This window comes from Anaerovorax odorimutans (genome assembly GCF_024459955.1).
In the GTDB taxonomy this organism is placed as follows: Bacteria; Bacillota; Clostridia; order Peptostreptococcales; family Anaerovoracaceae; genus Hominibacterium; species Hominibacterium odorimutans_A.
Genome location: NZ_JANFXK010000008.1, coordinates 82448 through 98577 on the forward strand (window position 1 = coordinate 82448; position 16130 = coordinate 98577).

Annotated in this window: 13 protein-coding genes; 7 read left to right on the forward strand and 6 right to left on the reverse strand. The window is 48.8% G+C overall.

From position 1 onward, the window contains the following. Positions 1–52: 52 nt before the first annotated feature. A complete protein-coding gene (locus tag NE619_RS08660) occupies positions 53–1570 on the reverse strand; it encodes an acetyl-CoA hydrolase/transferase family protein (protein ID WP_256132016.1) in 1518 nt (505 codons plus the stop codon). A gap of 15 nt (positions 1571–1585) precedes the next feature. Next, positions 1586–2965 carry a hypothetical protein gene (locus NE619_RS08665; protein WP_256132017.1) on the reverse strand — a complete coding sequence of 460 codons (1380 nt, stop codon included), beginning with the start codon at positions 2963–2965 and terminating at the stop codon, positions 1586–1588. A gap of 241 nt (positions 2966–3206) precedes the next feature. On the opposite strand from NE619_RS08665, the gene NE619_RS08670 reads away from it, so the two are divergent. From NE619_RS08670 to NE619_RS08690, 5 genes are all read left to right on the forward strand, one after another. Next, on the forward strand, positions 3207–4079 hold the full coding sequence (locus NE619_RS08670; RefSeq protein ID WP_256132018.1) for a LysR family transcriptional regulator: 873 nt from the start codon (positions 3207–3209) through the stop codon (positions 4077–4079). Positions 4080–4123: 44 nt separating this feature from the next. Next, entirely contained in the window at positions 4124–4612 is a 489-nt protein-coding gene (locus NE619_RS08675; RefSeq protein ID WP_256132019.1) for a hypothetical protein, read from the forward strand. 122 nt (positions 4613–4734) lie between these two features. Beyond that, positions 4735–5094, forward strand: a complete 360-nt coding sequence (locus NE619_RS08680) for an ArsR/SmtB family transcription factor (protein WP_256132020.1) — start codon at positions 4735–4737, stop codon at positions 5092–5094. Between the two features lie 58 nt (positions 5095–5152). Continuing rightward, complete coding sequence (locus NE619_RS08685) at positions 5153–5371, forward strand: cation transporter (RefSeq protein ID WP_256132021.1); 219 nt, start codon at positions 5153–5155, stop codon at positions 5369–5371. 60 nt (positions 5372–5431) lie between these two features. Further along, positions 5432–7285: a heavy metal translocating P-type ATPase gene (locus tag NE619_RS08690; RefSeq protein ID WP_256132022.1), complete on the forward strand. Its 1854-nt coding sequence runs from the start codon at positions 5432–5434 to the stop codon at positions 7283–7285. Between the two features lie 228 nt (positions 7286–7513). Here the strand turns inward: NE619_RS08690 and NE619_RS18870 are convergent, their stop codons facing one another. From NE619_RS18870 to NE619_RS08710, 4 genes are all read right to left on the reverse strand, one after another. Then, positions 7514–9448 carry a collagen-like protein gene (locus NE619_RS18870; RefSeq protein ID WP_305146606.1) on the reverse strand — a complete coding sequence of 645 codons (1935 nt, stop codon included), beginning with the start codon at positions 9446–9448 and terminating at the stop codon, positions 7514–7516. Beyond that, the gene (locus tag NE619_RS08700; RefSeq protein WP_256132023.1) at positions 9438–10541 is read right to left on the reverse strand and encodes a glycosyltransferase; all 1104 of its coding nucleotides are present in this window, start codon (positions 10539–10541) and stop codon (positions 9438–9440) included. Before NE619_RS08700 ends, NE619_RS18870 begins: the two co-directional genes overlap by 11 nt. Positions 10542–10934: 393 nt before the next feature. Further along, positions 10935–12188, reverse strand: a complete 1254-nt coding sequence (locus tag NE619_RS08705; RefSeq protein ID WP_256132024.1) for an MFS transporter — start codon at positions 12186–12188, stop codon at positions 10935–10937. 12 nt (positions 12189–12200) lie between these two features. After that, entirely contained in the window at positions 12201–13601 is a 1401-nt protein-coding gene (locus NE619_RS08710) for an amidohydrolase (protein ID WP_256132025.1), read from the reverse strand. Between the two features lie 306 nt (positions 13602–13907). Here NE619_RS08710 and NE619_RS08715 point away from each other — a divergent pair, with 306 nt between their 5' ends. After that, on the forward strand, positions 13908–15425 hold the full coding sequence (locus NE619_RS08715; RefSeq protein WP_256132026.1) for a sigma-54 interaction domain-containing protein: 1518 nt from the start codon (positions 13908–13910) through the stop codon (positions 15423–15425). A gap of 71 nt (positions 15426–15496) precedes the next feature. Beyond that, a complete protein-coding gene (locus NE619_RS08720; protein ID WP_256132027.1) occupies positions 15497–16090 on the forward strand; it encodes an Ig-like domain-containing protein in 594 nt (197 codons plus the stop codon). Positions 16091–16130 lie beyond the last annotated feature (40 nt).

Genomic DNA, 16130 nt, shown 5'->3' on the forward strand with positions numbered 1-16130 from the left:
TACCTCCATCGTTTTATATGTTTGAATTGTTTTGGCTTATGTATTCCGCAGTCTATTCCTCCAGCATGCTCCCGGTATCCAGAAATCTGGAATGCCAGGACAGCGCTTCCGTAAGAATATGCGGTGTATGGAGCGCCGACGAATCGCACGCCCGTTTGAAGTAGGACATCAGTTCCTCTTTAAAGTCCGGATGGGCGCAGTTTTCAATGATCTTTACGGCCCGCTCCTTAGGACTCAGTCCTCTCAGGTCCGCAAATCCCTGCTCTGTCACCAGCACCATCACTTCATGCTCCGTATGATCCACGTGGGATACCATCGGTACGATCGAAGAAATCTTGCCGCCCTTGGCCGTGGAAGGGGTACTGAATATTGTGATCGCTCCGTTTCTGGAAAAATCGCCGGACCCGCCAATGCCGTTCATCATCTTAGACCCCATGATATGGGTGGAATTCACGTTTCCATAGATATCGGCTTCGATGGCAGTGTTCATGGCGATGACGCCCAGCCTTCTTACGACTTCCGGATTGTTGCTGATCTCCTGCGGTCTTAAAATGATTTTGTCTCTGAAAAACTCGACTTCATCAAGAAATTTTTCCAAAGCTGCCGGAGATGGACTGAGCGCCGTAGTGGATGCCATGACGGCTTTCCCTGAGCGGAGCAGGTCCAGCATGGAGTCCTGCACCACTTCTGTATAGCAGGTCAGATTTTCATATTCGGAATCGCACAGTCCATAAAGAACCGCATTGGCTACACTCCCTACTCCCGATTGTAACGGAAGCAGAGAATTTGTCAATCTTCCTGCCGAAACTTCTTGATCAAAAAATTTGATGATATTATCAGAAATCCTTTTGGAAGCATCGTCAACCTCGCCCAGAGGTCTGGTTTTGTCCTGCATATCCGTGATTACGACAGCTGCGATTTTATCGAACCCGCACTCCATACACGGTGCTCCGATCCGGTCTGCGGGAGCGCAGATGTTGATCGGTTTGCGGTTAGGTGGATTATCCAGCAGAACAATATCCGCCATTCCCTCCAGGGACATGGGCTTTTTCAAATTGATCTCCACGATCACCTTATCTGCGTTTTTGATGAAGGAAGGCGCGTTTCCCACGGCTGTCGTCGGTATGATATCGCCGTTTTCTGTGATCGCCAGTCCTTCAATAATCGCCACATCGATTTTATTGAGCATCCCGTAATTCACATATTGTGTGCTCTGGGACAGGTGCATATCTATGTATTCCACTTCACCTTCATTGATTTTTCCGCGGATGGTTGCGTTGGTATGATAGGGAAGCCGTTTTCTGATTACGCCCGCTTCGGTGAGCGCTGCGTCAATTTCCGGCCCAACGGATGCTCCCGTGTAAAGGTCGATCTTGATCTTTTCCCCGTTCTTCGCCCGTTCCGCCAGAGCCAGAGGCACTGCCTTCGGGTAACCCGACGGTGTAAAGCCGCTGACTCCGACGGTCATCCCGTCTTTTATCAGTTCTGCGGCTTCCTCCGCCGATCTTACCAGGGACAACGCTCTTGAATCTCTCAATCTGGCTTCCAGGCCCATCTTCTTTTCGCTCATGTTCTGATACCTCCACTATACAATTGGCAATTGATTTAATATGATTGTAAATATGATCATGCATAACAATGCGAACGGATACGTCGCGCCATACCCTGCCGCGGGATCATCGCTTTCCAGCGCATCGACTGCCGCGCCCAGGCCGGGTGTCGAGGTCATGCCTCCGCAGATAGCGCCCGACAGCACTACCCAGTTCAGTTTGAATACATATCGTCCGACAATAAAGCCCACCAGCATGGCCGCTATGCCCACTCCTAAGGCTGAAACTGCCAGAAGTACCCCGGATCCTGTCAGGGCGTTGATGGCTACATATCCGTACTTAAGTCCCACAATACACAGGAAGAATACCAGTGCGATGTCCCGGACGATGCCCATCACTTTATGATCCATGCGAAACGACAGAGGCCCGATTTTTCCAATTGAACCCAGCACCAGGGACATAATGAGAATTCCTCCGGTGGCTCCCAGGCTGAAATATCCCAGCGGTCCCAGATAAATCTGAATGCTCCCGACAAGATATCCCACAACGCAGGTTACTGCGAAAGCGATCATGTTGAAGGGACTGACCGGGATGTTTCGTTCCTTGACCATTCCTCTGGCCTCGTTCATCTCCAGCTTATACCGTTCCTTTTCTTTTTTCAGATCCATCCGGAAGATGATCGCAAAGAAGCTGACTGCGAAAATTACGATGATAACGCCGAAGGGGTAGGCGATGGCATATCCTGTAGCAACTCCGCCGGTGGCGTTGGTCACATATTTTTGCTGCTGCTCCGGGGTCAGGGACTTGGTGTTTTCTGCGGTCAAAGTATCATCGCCGATGGTTTTCAGAACATGCTCCTTTTCCGCTTCCGTCGATGTTTCATAATCCGCCGCCACTGCTTTGGCATGATCCTCGGCAGTCTCCAGCGCCGCGCCCAGGCCCGGCGAGCTGGTCAGTGCGCCCACGTAAACGCCGGAAAACTCATAGGCACTGGCGCTTTTCACCAGTTTCATGCAGCCAAAGCTTCCCAAGGCTCCTACGAAGGTAATGATTACGGCCAGAGCCACAAACTTGGGACCATATTTGCGTATTACAACGCCCATATCCTTCGCAGCCAAAAGCCCGATGGCAGCCACAAAGAAGATCAGGGACAGCTCTAAAAAATTTCCGTCAATAATTCCATTGTCCATCATTGTTTTCGCGGCTTCATATCCCGCCGCGTTTTCTCCCTGTGCGAGAATATGGCCTCCATACTTGTAGATTGCCCATCCGATCACCAGCCCCGTAAAAAGAGCTCCTGAAGAACCAAAGCTGAATTTCCCGAATTTAAGTTTTCCGAAAATCAGTCCTGTCCCGATAGCAAAGAACATTAGCATGAAGGGATTCATAAGCAGATTGATAAAATCAAACTTCATAAAGACCTCCTCATTTTTTCAGTTTACAGCGCTGCTTTGTTTTGTTAACAATATCACAATCCGCGCGGTAGTAAAAATTGATTATTCTGATAATACCCTCAGTTTTTTTTAGGCTTCAACTTTGCATATTAGTTGTTTTCCCAATTGAACTTCTGCTATACTGTTCACATCACAAATGATAGAGATAAGAATTGCGATTAATTGTCTTAATATTTTGACTTTTTATAGGAGGACTGTTCCCATGATGAATATAAACCATTTACGCTATTTTGAAGAGGTTTGCCGGCAGGGCAGCATTACTAAGGCTTCTGAGGCCTGCCATATCTCGCAGCCTTCTATCACTGCCGCCATCAATGGGCTGGAAAGCGAATTGGGTTACAAGCTTTTTTCCCGTGTCAGCAACAGGCTCCGCCTGACCAGTGAAGGGGAAGCTTTTCAACAGCTTACCGATCAGTTTTTAAAGGAATTCGCCACCTATTATGAAAAAGCCTGCGATCTGGCGGAAGGGAGAAAGGTTATCCTTCGTCTCGGTGTTCCCGCTGTAATGGGCACGTTCTTTTTTAAAAGAATCATTCCCGATTTCAGCGAAAAACATCCCAACATAGAGCTGGAGATCTTTGAAATCGCCACCATCGACGGAATCCGTATGCTGGCAAACGCAGAGCTGGATCTTTTGCTGGGAATCAAAAACGAGAGCTGCTATACCAATTGCGATTCCAAGGAAATTTTTGCTACGGAGCTGCAGCTGGCGGTAAGCAAGAACCACCCTCTGGGCAAAAAGAAAAAAATCACGGCAGAAATGCTGGCAGAGCTTCCTTTGGTCATCATTTCAAAGGGGTCATATCATTACAAATCTATCCTGACCACTTTCAGCGATATTGATCTGAATATCATCATGCATTCCAGTCAGCTGTCCACGATTCGCTATATGATTCGTGACAATGACTCAGCGACGATCATCTACAAAGACATATTCGCAGATGACCCGGACATCCGCTGTATTCCGCTGGAGCGCCCCATGCCGGCTCATGTTCACGTGTTCTGGCAGAAGAACACTTACCTATCTTCTGCTATGCGCTCTTTTATTTCCTATATCACGCAGCTGGAATTTTAGCCGCAGGGCAAAACGGCCTTTGTTAAAAAAGGAGGAACGATTCGTTGCAGAAAATAAGCAAACCAGATCAGGTGATCTTCCATATTTATGACAATTATCATAAGCATAAAAAACCAATCAGCATCCTAATGGGTGTTGTCAATGCGGTGCTGTTTGCTTACTATTTTCTATTGGCTCCCTTTATTCTCACACCTATATTCACATGGGTAACGATACACGAGGAGATATGGTACGAAATATACGAGGTTATAAATCCCTTTACAATCGGTTCCTATACTCTGGGAGCAATCGTCTTGCTTCAATACATTATGTATGACGGCTGGGTCATTAAGTGCCTGCTCAGTATTTTTTATGGTTGGATCCTCCTCATGTCCCTCGTTTTATTGATGGGGATGACAAGTGCCTGGGATTTGTGTGTTTATATCCCGCACCTGGTGGTAATCATTCTCTGTGGAATCGTTACCTATCGAAAGTGGAAACGCAACTCCCCTGAGGAGCCCCCTCTTTGGAAACCCAATGAGAATGAGCGCTGAGCCCGCAATGCAGTAAATCTTTTTAGCAAAATCTCTTGACATTCATCCGTCCGCAGGATATATTATAGAAAACAGTTAAACATCTATTTAATTGTTTAATGAAGAAAGAAGGAGGACCCGATATGGCAACACCAATTCTGCCTCATGATCACGGCAGTCATACACTGGAGCTGTTGGAACACAAGCCTACTCTGGACGCTTTCGAAAAAGCTTCCAATACCTTTCAGCTGATCAGCGACACGACGCGCCTAAAAATTCTCTGGCTTTTATGTCACAGCGAAGAATGTGTCATCAATATTGCCGCTGCCATAGACATGAGTTCCCCTGCCGTTTCCCATCATCTGCGGGTTTTAAAGCAGGCCGGTCTTTTGACGATGCGCCGTGAGGGAAAAGAAGCCTATTATACCCTGGCGGATACGGAGGAAGCGGATCTTGTCCATAAAATCGTTGACAGCGTGTTTGACATGAACTGCAAACGATAAAAATTTTATTACTTAGTTAAACGATTGCTTAATTATTTATCATTAGGAGGAAACGATTATGAAAAAATCTTTTAAATTATCTGAGCTGGACTGCGCAAACTGTGCCGCAAAGATGGAAACCGCCATTAACAAGCTGGATGCGGTAGACAGCGCCACCATCAATTTTATGTCCCAGCGGCTGACACTGGAAGCTTCCGACGATCAGTTCGACGAAGCTGTAGACCTGGCCCAGAAGGCCATCAGCAAGGTGGAGCGCGGCTGCAAAATCGTCCGCTAAACCGCATTCAAGAAAGGAAAGGCCCGGGAAAAGCACTTTTTGCAGAAAGAGGAATTGTACATGAAAAGAAAGCAGAAGATAAAATTGGCCCGCGTAATCGTTTCAGGAGTCCTGCTGGTCCTGGGGGCTTTGGCCCCATTGCCCGCGCTGGCAAGCTTCATCATTTTGATGGTCTCCTATCTGGTTGCCGGCTATGACACTTTATTTACAGCCATCCGCAACATATGCCACGGCCAGGTCTTTGATGAAAACTTTCTGATGGCGATTGCCACTGTAGGCGCCATTGGTCTCAAAGACTATAAGGAAGCGGTCTTCGTTATGCTCTTCTATCTGGTCGGCACCATCTTTGAGGAGTACGCGGTGAACAAATCCAGGGGTTCCATCAGCGAACTGATGGATATTCGCCCTGATTACGCCAATCTGATCCGTGACGGCAGAGAAGAAAAGGTTGATCCTTATGAAGTTTCCATCGGGGATACCATTCTGGTCAAACCGGGAGAACGAGTACCGCTGGACGGACGCATTCTCGAAGGCCATTCTGCTCTGGACACTTCTGCTCTCACCGGCGAATCGCTTCCGCGGGATGTGTCTGCCGGTGAGGATATCACTAGCGGATGCATCAATATGACCGGCGTCTTAAAGATCAAAGTATCCAGTGAATTCGATGATTCAACTGTGGCGAAAATTCTGGATATGGTTGAAAACGCCGGGAGCAAAAAAGCAAAGGTTGAAAAGTTTATAACAAAATTCGCGCGGTATTACACGCCCATTGTGGTTATTGCCGCTGCTCTCATGGCTGTTGTACCGCCGCTGGCTATTCCAGGCCAAAGTTTCGGCGATTGGATCTCCCGGGCATTGATTTTCCTTGTAATTTCCTGCCCCTGCGCTCTGGTTATCTCCGTGCCCCTGGCATTTTTCGGAGGCGTGGGCGGAGCCTCCCGCTGCGGTGTTTTGGTCAAAGGCAGCAACTACTTGGAAGCTTTAGCAAAGGTCGATACGGTTATCTTTGACAAAACCGGCACTCTAACAACCGGAACCTTTACCGTAACGGATATTTACAGTGCCGATCTGGACGACCAACAGCTTTTGGAGCTGGCTGCTTATGCGGAAAGCTATTCCGATCACCCAATTTCACTTTCTATAAAGGAGGCCTTTGGCAAAGAGATTGATAAAACGCGTGTCTCCGAAACCGAGGAGCTTTCCGGAAAGGGAATCAAGGCGGTCATTGATGGAAAACTCATTTATGCCGGAAACAAGAAGTTGATGGCGGACCTGGGGATCGAAAAACTTCCTGTCAATGAAAGCGCTACCCTGGTCCATTTGGCGGAAGGCGAAAAATATTTAGGCTATGTGGCTATCGCCGATACGGTCAAAGAGGATTCTGCCAGCGCAATCCGCGGTTTAAAAGCCGCCGGAGTTCACTCGTCTGTTATGCTGACCGGTGACCGGGACGCTGTGGCCGGAAAGGTTGCCAGTACAATCGGTTTGGATGCGTATTACGCCGAATTGCTGCCCGGAGATAAGGTGGAGCTGGCTGAGAAAATCATTGCGGAAAAACAAGCAAAAGGAAATGTCGTTTTTGTGGGAGACGGAATCAATGACGCGCCTGTTCTTGCGCGGGCCGATATCGGTGTCGCAATGGGCGGCCTGGGTTCCGAAGCGGCCATTGAGGCAGCGGATATCGTTATTATGGATGACCAGCCATCCAAGCTTTCTACGGTTATAAAAATTGCCCGAAAGACTCTGTCTATTGCCAGGCAGAATGTGGTTTTTGCTCTGACAGTAAAAGCTGTTGTCCTTGTGCTGGGAGCCCTGGGAATGGCTTCCATGTGGGCGGCCGTATTCGCTGACGTAGGCGTCGCAGTCATTGCCATACTCAATTCCATGCGGGCCCTGGGTGTAAAAAAACTGTAACCCTTTTGCCTCTATAGTCAGGAGCTATTGTTGTTCAATAGCTCCTTTTTAATACAGTGCGCAAACAGTCATTCTCGTACACAACACGCAAATTTTTAGTTTTTTCATCTCTAAACAAATCTTATCAAAATTACAGAAATAATTAAATTAGTTAAAAAGCAGGCTGCCTTATTAACATGGCAGCCCGCTTTTGCCTGATCGACAGCTGTTTTCCGCTGTCCTCTTATTCTATCTCACGTTGGTTCTGGCGTTGGCAGTATTGCCCAGACGAAGAACCGTCAAGGCCAGATCGCGGAACGAAAATCCTGCCTGATCCACTACGATCTGCAAGGTAGCCGGCGTGGTATTCACCAGGAACGGTACATCGAAGGATACCGTCGCCGCTTCATTGGTAGCCGCAAACGTATGATGGGCTACCGCTCCTGCAACAGGCGTTCCGTTCAGATAAAGCCGTGCTGAAACCGAGGCCGGAATATCCACTCCTGTATCGATGCCTACAGTGCTGTGGAACGAGGCCTGATAAACACCGGCACGATTGATCTCTACATCTGCGGTTCCCGCCTGATGGGTAATTGCTGTACCGGAAACCAGAGGCGTGTCAATGAAAATCAAACTTCCTCCTGTGCTTGTGGTCTGACCGGTTGTGTCGGTTATAGAAAGCACCTCCAGTGCGCCGGCTGTTCCCGGTTCACCCTGCGGAATTGTAAAGTCTAAGACTGCGTGGTTTTCATCGCCGGAATTTGTTACGGTTACGTCAGTTCCCGGATCGCCGGTGGTCACAGTTCCTACCTGAACCGTCGCAGCTGCTCCTGTTGGACCGGTCGGACCTGTTGGGCCCATCTGGCCCGGCTGTCCCTGAGGACCCTGCGGACCGGTCGGACCTTCCGGACCCTGTTCGCCTCTGGGCCCCTGGTCGCCGCGTTCTCCCTGGTCGCCCTGCGGGCCTGCGGGACCTTCCGGTCCCGTTGAACCAACAGCACCTGTCGCTCCACGCGGAATGACAAATCTCAGAACGTGGTTAGGCGAGGCCCCCGCATCAATTACCTGAGCGTCCTCCTCCGGTTCTCCGGTTCTTGTATCCTGCACCTGAATGGTTGCTGCCGTACCTGGAGTACCATCGCCTCCCCTCGGGCCTGTTGCTCCGGTTGCTCCTCTTGCGCCTGTCGGGCCTGCCGCGCCCGTGGCTCCGGTCGGACCGGTTGGGCCGGTCGGACCTGTGGGTCCGGTTGCTCCGCTTGGGCCTGTTGGACCTATTGGGCCAGTTACTCCACTTGGACCTGTTGGACCTGTTGGCCCCGTTACTCCGCTTGCACCTGTCGGACCTGCCGCACCCGTTGCTCCACTTGGACCCGTCGGACCTGTCGGACCGGTAGCTCCACTTGGGCCTGTCGGACCTGCCTCTCCAGTTGCCCCACTTGGACCTGTCGGCCCTGCCGCACCCGTGGCTCCGCTTGGGCCTGTCGGACCTGCCTCTCCAGTTGCTCCGATTGCGCCTGTCGGACCTGCCGGGCCGGTTGCACCCCTTGCGCCTGTCGGACCTGCCTCTCCAGTTGCTCCCCTTGGGCCGGTTGGGCCTGTCGGACCTATCGCTCCGGTCGGACCTGTTGCTCCGGTTGCCCCATTATTTCCGGTCGCACCCGTTGGACCCGGCCTTCCTTCAGGACCCTGCGGTCCCATTGGGCCTTGAGGACCCGTTGGACCCTGCAAAACGCCTGTATTTCTCCAGCTGTTTGTGGCAGCGTCCCAGACATACAGCTGGTCATTTACAAGATAAGCATCTCCTGTCCCCCCTGTAGGATGGGCAGCAACCAGTTCCTCATACGAATCGTACCGTCCCAGAACCGTAATACCTGTTCCAACAGGCCCGGTCGCTCCGGTTGGGCCTGTGGCTCCAGTCGGGCCGGTTGGTCCGGTTGGACCTGTGGGACCGGTTCCTCCAGTTGGACCCGTTGGACCTGTACAGCAAACCGGAGGTGCAGGTGGTGCAGGCGGACATCCGCATCCGCAGTCTCCGCTCTGGCCGCAGCCGCATCCGCAGCTTCCGCCGGGCTGACCGCCGCAGCCGCACGAATTCTCAACAGAATTATCGCAGCCGCAGCTGTTTCCCGTATTTGTTCCATGAGCCCGGTTTACGAGCCCTGTAAAGTTTGTTTTATAACTCATTAAAAGTCTCCCCTTTAATTTCATTCGATTTGTTTTCAAAGTAAATCCGGTTGTAGCTCACTGCTTCCGAATCAGGTTTGAAAACAGCCGCGCGTTCATTGCAGTCTTTTGCCTTTTCCCACTGCCCCAGCCGGTCGTAGCAGACAGCCAATTGCAGATTGGGGACATACCCATAACAGTCCTCCTGAACAAAGCCTCCCGACTTGAGATCCGGCTTTCTGCTCCTTGCCGTCTCATACCAGAAGACTGCTTCTTTCAGCCTGTTTCTGTCCATAAAGTATTCTCCCAGCCGGCAGCAAATCTCCGCACGGGGTTCATCAAGCTCCAGGCTCTTAATTAGGGCACGCAGAGCAAGGGTCTCTTCTCCCTTTTGCAGATAGCAAACCGACAGCAATTTGCACGCTTCCAATTTATTTTCAATCCACCCATCGTCTTGGTCCATAAAATCCTCCAGGGCTCCAATCGCATCATCATATCGCTCATGAAAATACAATTCCTGCCCGTAATAGAACATCTGACGGGGCGGCAGTATTATCCCTGACTGTTTTTTTCTTTCAAGGATTCGAAGATTGCGGTTCGGATCGCCCGCCCGCATCTTCCTGTGAGTCACAGAAGCATCCTTATACAAAATTTTACCGGACGGGGTAATCGCCTCATGCACTTCGCCTTCCCAGCGAAAGCCGCTATGATTTCTGATGATCCGTTCTCTATTATAGCTGAACACCGGGTTTCCGCTTTCGTCAAAGGCCGTATGATAGGGCAGCATGATAATGTCCTCGCTGCCGTCCATCTCCGCCTTTATATTCAAGAACTTTTCCCGGTCTTCTTCCAAAATCACATCGTCCGCGTCCAGCCACATGCAATAGTCCATGCCTGCTTTGGAAAAAGAATAGTTTCTGGCTGCCGCAAAATCATCCCGCCAGGTAAACGAATAAACATTATCCGTAAACCTACGGGCAATTGCTGCGGTTTCGTCAGCAGATCCGGTGTCAACAATGATAATTTCATCTACCAGGTCCTTTGCTGATAATAAACATCTTTCCAGAACGTCTTCCTCATCCTTTACAATCATACACAGACTAATGGTAACCATGCTTATCCCTCCCGTTTACTTCTCTGACTTCTTAATATCCTATGCAGCAGGAGGAAAAAAGGTCCTGCTACAAAGCAGCCAAAGGGAAACGACTACGACTTCACCACCCTGTTATAAAAATGAAAGGTTTTAGCCTTTTTTATATCAAAACTAGCAGGTTCAGGCGATGATGGGATGAGGAAATGCGGCTTCAGGCGCTTTTCGCCCGTTATGCACGCCGCAAAGCCCATAAAAAAATATAAAAACAGGGATAAAATGCAAATTTTATATCAGATCGTTATGGAACGAAAAAGTGTAGCGCCTTGAGCAATCCCCTGCACAATGAAAAGGACCGCTGAATATTTTCAACGGTCCAAGGCAGCGGAAGCGCTTTACCTTCTGTAGGATTAAGTATTAATAGTTATATTTTTTTCTCATCTGGAAGCAAGCCAGTCGGATAATCATTACCAGAACCATTGCGGCAGCAGCCATCCACCAGAATGCTACATAGCTTCCTGTAATATCATACACAGCCGCAGCGATCATTCCGCCGAATGCCCCTCCCAGGTTAGTAGCCATATTCATAGCCGCTACGATATTGCCATAGTCTTTTTCTCCGAATAATGCATTAACCAGCAACGGCGGGCAAACCGTAATGCCGCCTCCGCCAATTCCATAGCAGATTACGGCTCCCCAAACGAATACATGTGGGTTTAACGGCGTCAAGGCCAGGAATACAAATTGTAGACCGAAGATCAGAGCTGCGAACACTGAACCAAATTTTGTTCCCAATTTATCGCTGAGAAATCCGATCACGACTTTGCCTACTGCCAGCATCCCCAGGTTAAAGGATGCGATCATTGCTGCCGTTTGCGTCGAAAATCCTACTTGTATGAAAAACGGCGCTGAGTTAAATAAGATTGCGCTGGAACCAAATACCGTAAGTGTCGCAGTGGCGGCAATCAGCCAAAACATAGGGGTTCTCATCGCTTCTTTGATCATCATTCCCTTTTTCTCTGTTTCCACAGAAGTTTCGCCTTCGGTTTCGCCCATCCTCACAAATCCCTTTTCTTCAGGGGTTTTTACAATGGCCAGTACGGAAACCACAGCTACCAGAGCAAAGATTCCAGCCAGGGTATAATAGCCCATACGCCAGCCTGAGGCCTGAATGACACTGTTGAGAATCGGCAGAAGCAGCAGACCGCCCAAACCGCTCCCGATAAAGGTCGCACCCATCACCGTGCCTCTTATCTTGCCGCCGAACCAGTTGTTAATAATAATTGAGATCGGCAGAACAGTACAGTTGGAAAATCCAATGCCCAGGAGAATAGCGCCAATATAGAACCAATAGATGGAACCTGCGTTGGCAAGGAGCAAATAACCTCCAACCGAACATAGAGCCGATATAAAGACGATTAATCGAATATTTCCTTTAGCCATTCTTTTTCCAAAATACGCCGTTACCAATACACTGAAAATAGTCAGAATCGTTGTATAGAGTGTAAACTGTGTACGGCCAACGCCCAGATCCTCCGTAACAGGAATGACAAAGACGCTTGTTATGGATACCGAGCCGACATACGCCAGCAGCATCATTAGAAATCCTACTACTACCATGATCCAGCCGTAATAAAAACGGCCATTCTGTTTTAACCCAACATTATTCATTGCTTTCCTCCATTATCTGTACGGTTTCATTGCTTCGTGGTTAATATCGCAGGCTGGTTTTGTCTCTTCTGAGAAGAGCGGAACGTAAGTCCTGCCTGCCAGTCTTTCTTTTAATTCTGCTTTTGCCTGTTCGATCAGCTCTGGGCTTTCCAGCATATCAGCAGCTGTGCAGGCCAGCAGCTTGGCAGCAGCGGTCATAGCCTTTTTACCCATAGAGCCGCCGGCGCACTTGGCCACTACCCAGTTATGCCAGCCTACACCTACTGGCGCCAGCTCTACTAATGCCAGCTCCATTGGCGCGAACCAACTGTATTCGGAAGAGTCCGTAACCGACATGCTTCTGAATTCCACTGGTTCCAGATCCATCTTCATTCCGGTTTCTGGGGCTCCGCAGGCCTTTTGCAGCGCTTTTGCCGCCTCGATTTCATCCTCACTGTACTGCGGTGGACCTACAAGCTTAAAATTGTCATACATAACATGAGAGATAACCTCATTTGGAATCTTTTCGTGTGTTACAGTGATTACTTCTTTCTCTACCGTCGTCCCTGTAGCTGTAGCAGCTCCCTCAGCACAGGCGTCTACTCTCGGAAGAAGCGCCTCGACCTGATCGGCGTTAATCAATCTTCCAATGACCCATATGGTTGATTTGTCCGGTACTACGTTCGGGAAACCTGTACCCACATCCGGGAAGGAGTAGTTAAGGGTTGATTCGGCATCCACCTTGCCCGGAGGCATATGTTCTCTCAGCATCTCCAAAGCGCTCCCCATCAGCAAAGCGCCATCCAGTGCACTGCGGCCGTGCCACGGGGCGTTTCCATGGGCGGTGTTTCCTTTGAAATGGTACTTAATATTGAAGTAGGCGCTGCATTCAGCAAAGCCTGAACGATTCATCGTCATCGGGTGCCAATCCAGGAAGAAGTCAACACCTTTAAAACATCCTGCCTTTGCCATGAAAGGTTTACCGATGCACAGTTCCTCAGCCGGGGTACCGAATACTTTAATGGTTCCTGTGATACCCTTTTCGATCATTGCTTCTTTCAGCGCTGAGGCGGCCATAATGCCTCCGGTCCCCAGCAGATTGTGCCCGCATCCATGTCCCGGCCCGCCTTCTACCAGCGGTTTTTTCTCCACAGCATCCTTATCCTGTGAAAGTCCCGGCAGACAATCGAACTCTGCGCTAAAACCAACTACCGGGCTTCCCTGTCCCCAGGTCGCAATGAATGCGGTAGGCATTTCGGCCACTCCTGCTTCTACTTCAAATCCGTTGCGCTTTGCCAATTCCTGCAGCGCCTGGCTGGATGCGTATTCTTCCATCCCCAGCTCCGGGTTTTCCCATAGCTGGTCCGCGATCTGATAAAACTGATCCTTATTTTTTTCTACCCAATCCAAAATAAATGTTTTTTCCTTTTCCATAATTCTGTCCTTTCGTCCTTAATCGGATATTTTTTATTGATGCCCTTATTAAGAGCAAATCCCATGCCATGTTAGAATTGTTTGAAATTTCAACGTTTTCAAAGGGCAGCGTCCTTCTTTCTCAACCCAAAGTTGGGTTTTTCTGGTTTTTAAATGCATACATCCCCTTTATTTTCTAAGGATTTTTTGCCATAAACCCGGAATTGGGTTGTAAGTCGTTTTTGGGTTTTCCTTTAATTGTATATCCTCCCTACCGGAAGCCGTGATATAATATAGCCAGTAATTAAATGACAGTGAGGTGGCTTTATGGAAAAGCAGACAGAAGAAAAAATAGTTCTGGACGAGATACGAAAAATACTGGAATGGGAAGATCCTTTTCACATGCCGGCAACCTGTGATATTCCCTGCCCGGAAGAATTTCGCAGTCTTCTTGATGAGGTCAAACGTCTTAAAATGGAAAATTACGATTTGAACTGCGCACTGGAGTCATCGGCAGACAGTATCCACATTACTGACGGAGAAGGCAATGTACTGCGGGTAAATGCAGTATTTGAAAAATCCACTGGTGAAAAAAGGGAAAACATTATCGGCAGAAACGTACGTTATGCGGAAGCGGAGCAAATCTACGTTCCCTCTGTCGTGCGCCTGTGCATCAACGAGCGGAGAAAGCTGACTATGATCCAGAGAACCCCGAAAGCAGGCCCCAAGAGCGATGCCATTACTACCTCTACTCCAATTTTTGACGACAATGGAAATATATTCCGTGTAATCAGCAACGCTCGGCCTCTGAATTATTTTTCACTTATTTATGATTATTTTCACGATGTCAGAGACAACAATCTGGACAGCCCGTCCGGTATCGAGCTTTCATCTAAGGACCCTGAAATGCAAAGCCTCATCACTACGGCCCATCATATCGCACAGGTGTCATCAGGAGTGCTGATCACCGGAGAATCCGGTACCGGCAAAAGCCTTCTTGCCCGCTATATTCGCGAACACAGCAGCCGCAGCGAGCATCGCTTCGTTGAACTTAACTGTGCGGCGATTCCTGAATCGCTGATGGAATCGGAGCTCTTTGGATATGAAGCCGGTGCTTTTACCGGCGCCAGCGCTGGCGGAAAGCAGGGCCTCATTGAATTGGCCCACCATGGTACGCTCTTTCTTGACGAAATTGGCGATATGCCTCTGTCTCTGCAGGCAAAGCTGCTGCAGGTGCTTCAAAACAAACGTATCACCCGCGTCGGCGGCTCTAAAGAAATTGATGTAGATATCCGTATCATCAGTGCCACGCATCAGGATTTAGAGGCAATGATTAAAAACGATCAGTTCCGGCAGGATCTTTATTACCGACTCAATATTATACCTCTGGAGCTTCCGCCTCTGCGTCAGAGAACAGCTGATATTGTTCCTCTGACCGAGCAGTTTGTAGCTCAGTTTAACTCCAACAACCATAAGGAGGTTGTGGTCTCTAAGGCAGCCTACGCCCGCCTTTTGCGCTACAACTGGCCCGGCAACATACGTGAGCTGGAAAATCTCATGGAACGGCTGGTCGCGACAAACCGCGATGGCTTTATTAAAGAAGAAGATCTTCCGGAAAACATTCGCTATGGAGATCTGTCCGAGGGGCTTGCTAAAATCAGAGAAAGAAGAGCGACGCTCCCGGATATTATGGAAGACCTGGAACGGCAGATTATCAAAGATGCTTATCAGAAATACAAAAACAGTTACAAGGTGGCGGAGGTTCTGGGCATCAGCCAGTCCGGGGCCAACCGGAAGATTATGAAATATGTGACGAAAAGCAATGGAGCTCTGAAAAAGGAATAGGAGCTACAATTGATTTTAACAATTAAGGGGGACAGGGATTTCTGTTATTACTATAATTTTAGGAGGAAGTTATGAAACGAATCGCAAAAATTACGGCTTTGTGCTTGGTGCTCTTTGTCGGATGCGCCTTTACCATTCCTGCGATGGCGGGGACGCTGGAATCCCATGCCGCTTCAAAAATCAAGCTCAGCAAAACTAAAGCGACGGTTACAAAGGGAAAGACCCTGCAGCTCAAAGTCAAGGGCACAAAAAAGAAAGTAAAGTGGACCAGCAGTAAAAAATCGGTTGCAACTGTCAGCAAAAAAGGCAAAGTCATTGCCAAGAAAACAGGAAAAACCATCATTACCGCCAAGGTTGGGAAAAAGAAGCTGAAATGCAAAATTACTGTATATCCGAATTACAAAAAGCAACTTGTGGGCGGTATATGGCAGGGCCCCTGGGGTTCCAATTCTTATGTACAATTTGAATTTACAAAATCCGGGCATTTCTATTTTTCCTTATATGATGATTACGATGGCAACTACACAGAGGGACGCTACTGGGTAAAAGGAAACAAACTCAAGCTCGATACAGATGAGACATATACGATAAAGTCAATTAAGAATAATATATTAACCTTAAAAACGTATTGGGGTACTTTTAAATTAGAACGGGGCTCTGTATAACCAATACTAATGTTACCGTTATATTTATTATATTTTTAGG

Bases quoted from the DNA above. Each gene is read 5' to 3' on its own strand.
- NE619_RS08660 (WP_256132016.1), bottom strand. From the start codon at position 1,570: ATGAGCGAAAAGAAGATGGGCCTGGAAGCCAGATTGAGAGATTCAAGA.
- NE619_RS08665 (WP_256132017.1), bottom strand. From the start codon at position 2,965: ATGAAGTTTGATTTTATCAATCTGCTTATGAATCCCTTCATGCTAATG.
- NE619_RS08670 (WP_256132018.1), top strand. From the start codon at position 3,207: ATGATGAATATAAACCATTTACGCTATTTTGAAGAGGTTTGCCGGCAG.
- NE619_RS08680 (WP_256132020.1), top strand. From the start codon at position 4,735: ATGGCAACACCAATTCTGCCTCATGATCACGGCAGTCATACACTGGAG.
- NE619_RS08685 (WP_256132021.1), top strand. From the start codon at position 5,153: ATGAAAAAATCTTTTAAATTATCTGAGCTGGACTGCGCAAACTGTGCC.
- NE619_RS08690 (WP_256132022.1), top strand. From the start codon at position 5,432: ATGAAAAGAAAGCAGAAGATAAAATTGGCCCGCGTAATCGTTTCAGGA.
- NE619_RS18870 (WP_305146606.1), bottom strand. From the start codon at position 9,448: ATGAGTTATAAAACAAACTTTACAGGGCTCGTAAACCGGGCTCATGGA.
- NE619_RS08700 (WP_256132023.1), bottom strand. From the start codon at position 10,541: ATGGTTACCATTAGTCTGTGTATGATTGTAAAGGATGAGGAAGACGTT.
- NE619_RS08705 (WP_256132024.1), bottom strand. From the start codon at position 12,188: ATGAATAATGTTGGGTTAAAACAGAATGGCCGTTTTTATTACGGCTGG.
- NE619_RS08710 (WP_256132025.1), bottom strand. From the start codon at position 13,601: ATGGAAAAGGAAAAAACATTTATTTTGGATTGGGTAGAAAAAAATAAG.
- NE619_RS08715 (WP_256132026.1), top strand. From the start codon at position 13,908: ATGGAAAAGCAGACAGAAGAAAAAATAGTTCTGGACGAGATACGAAAA.
- NE619_RS08720 (WP_256132027.1), top strand. From the start codon at position 15,497: ATGAAACGAATCGCAAAAATTACGGCTTTGTGCTTGGTGCTCTTTGTC.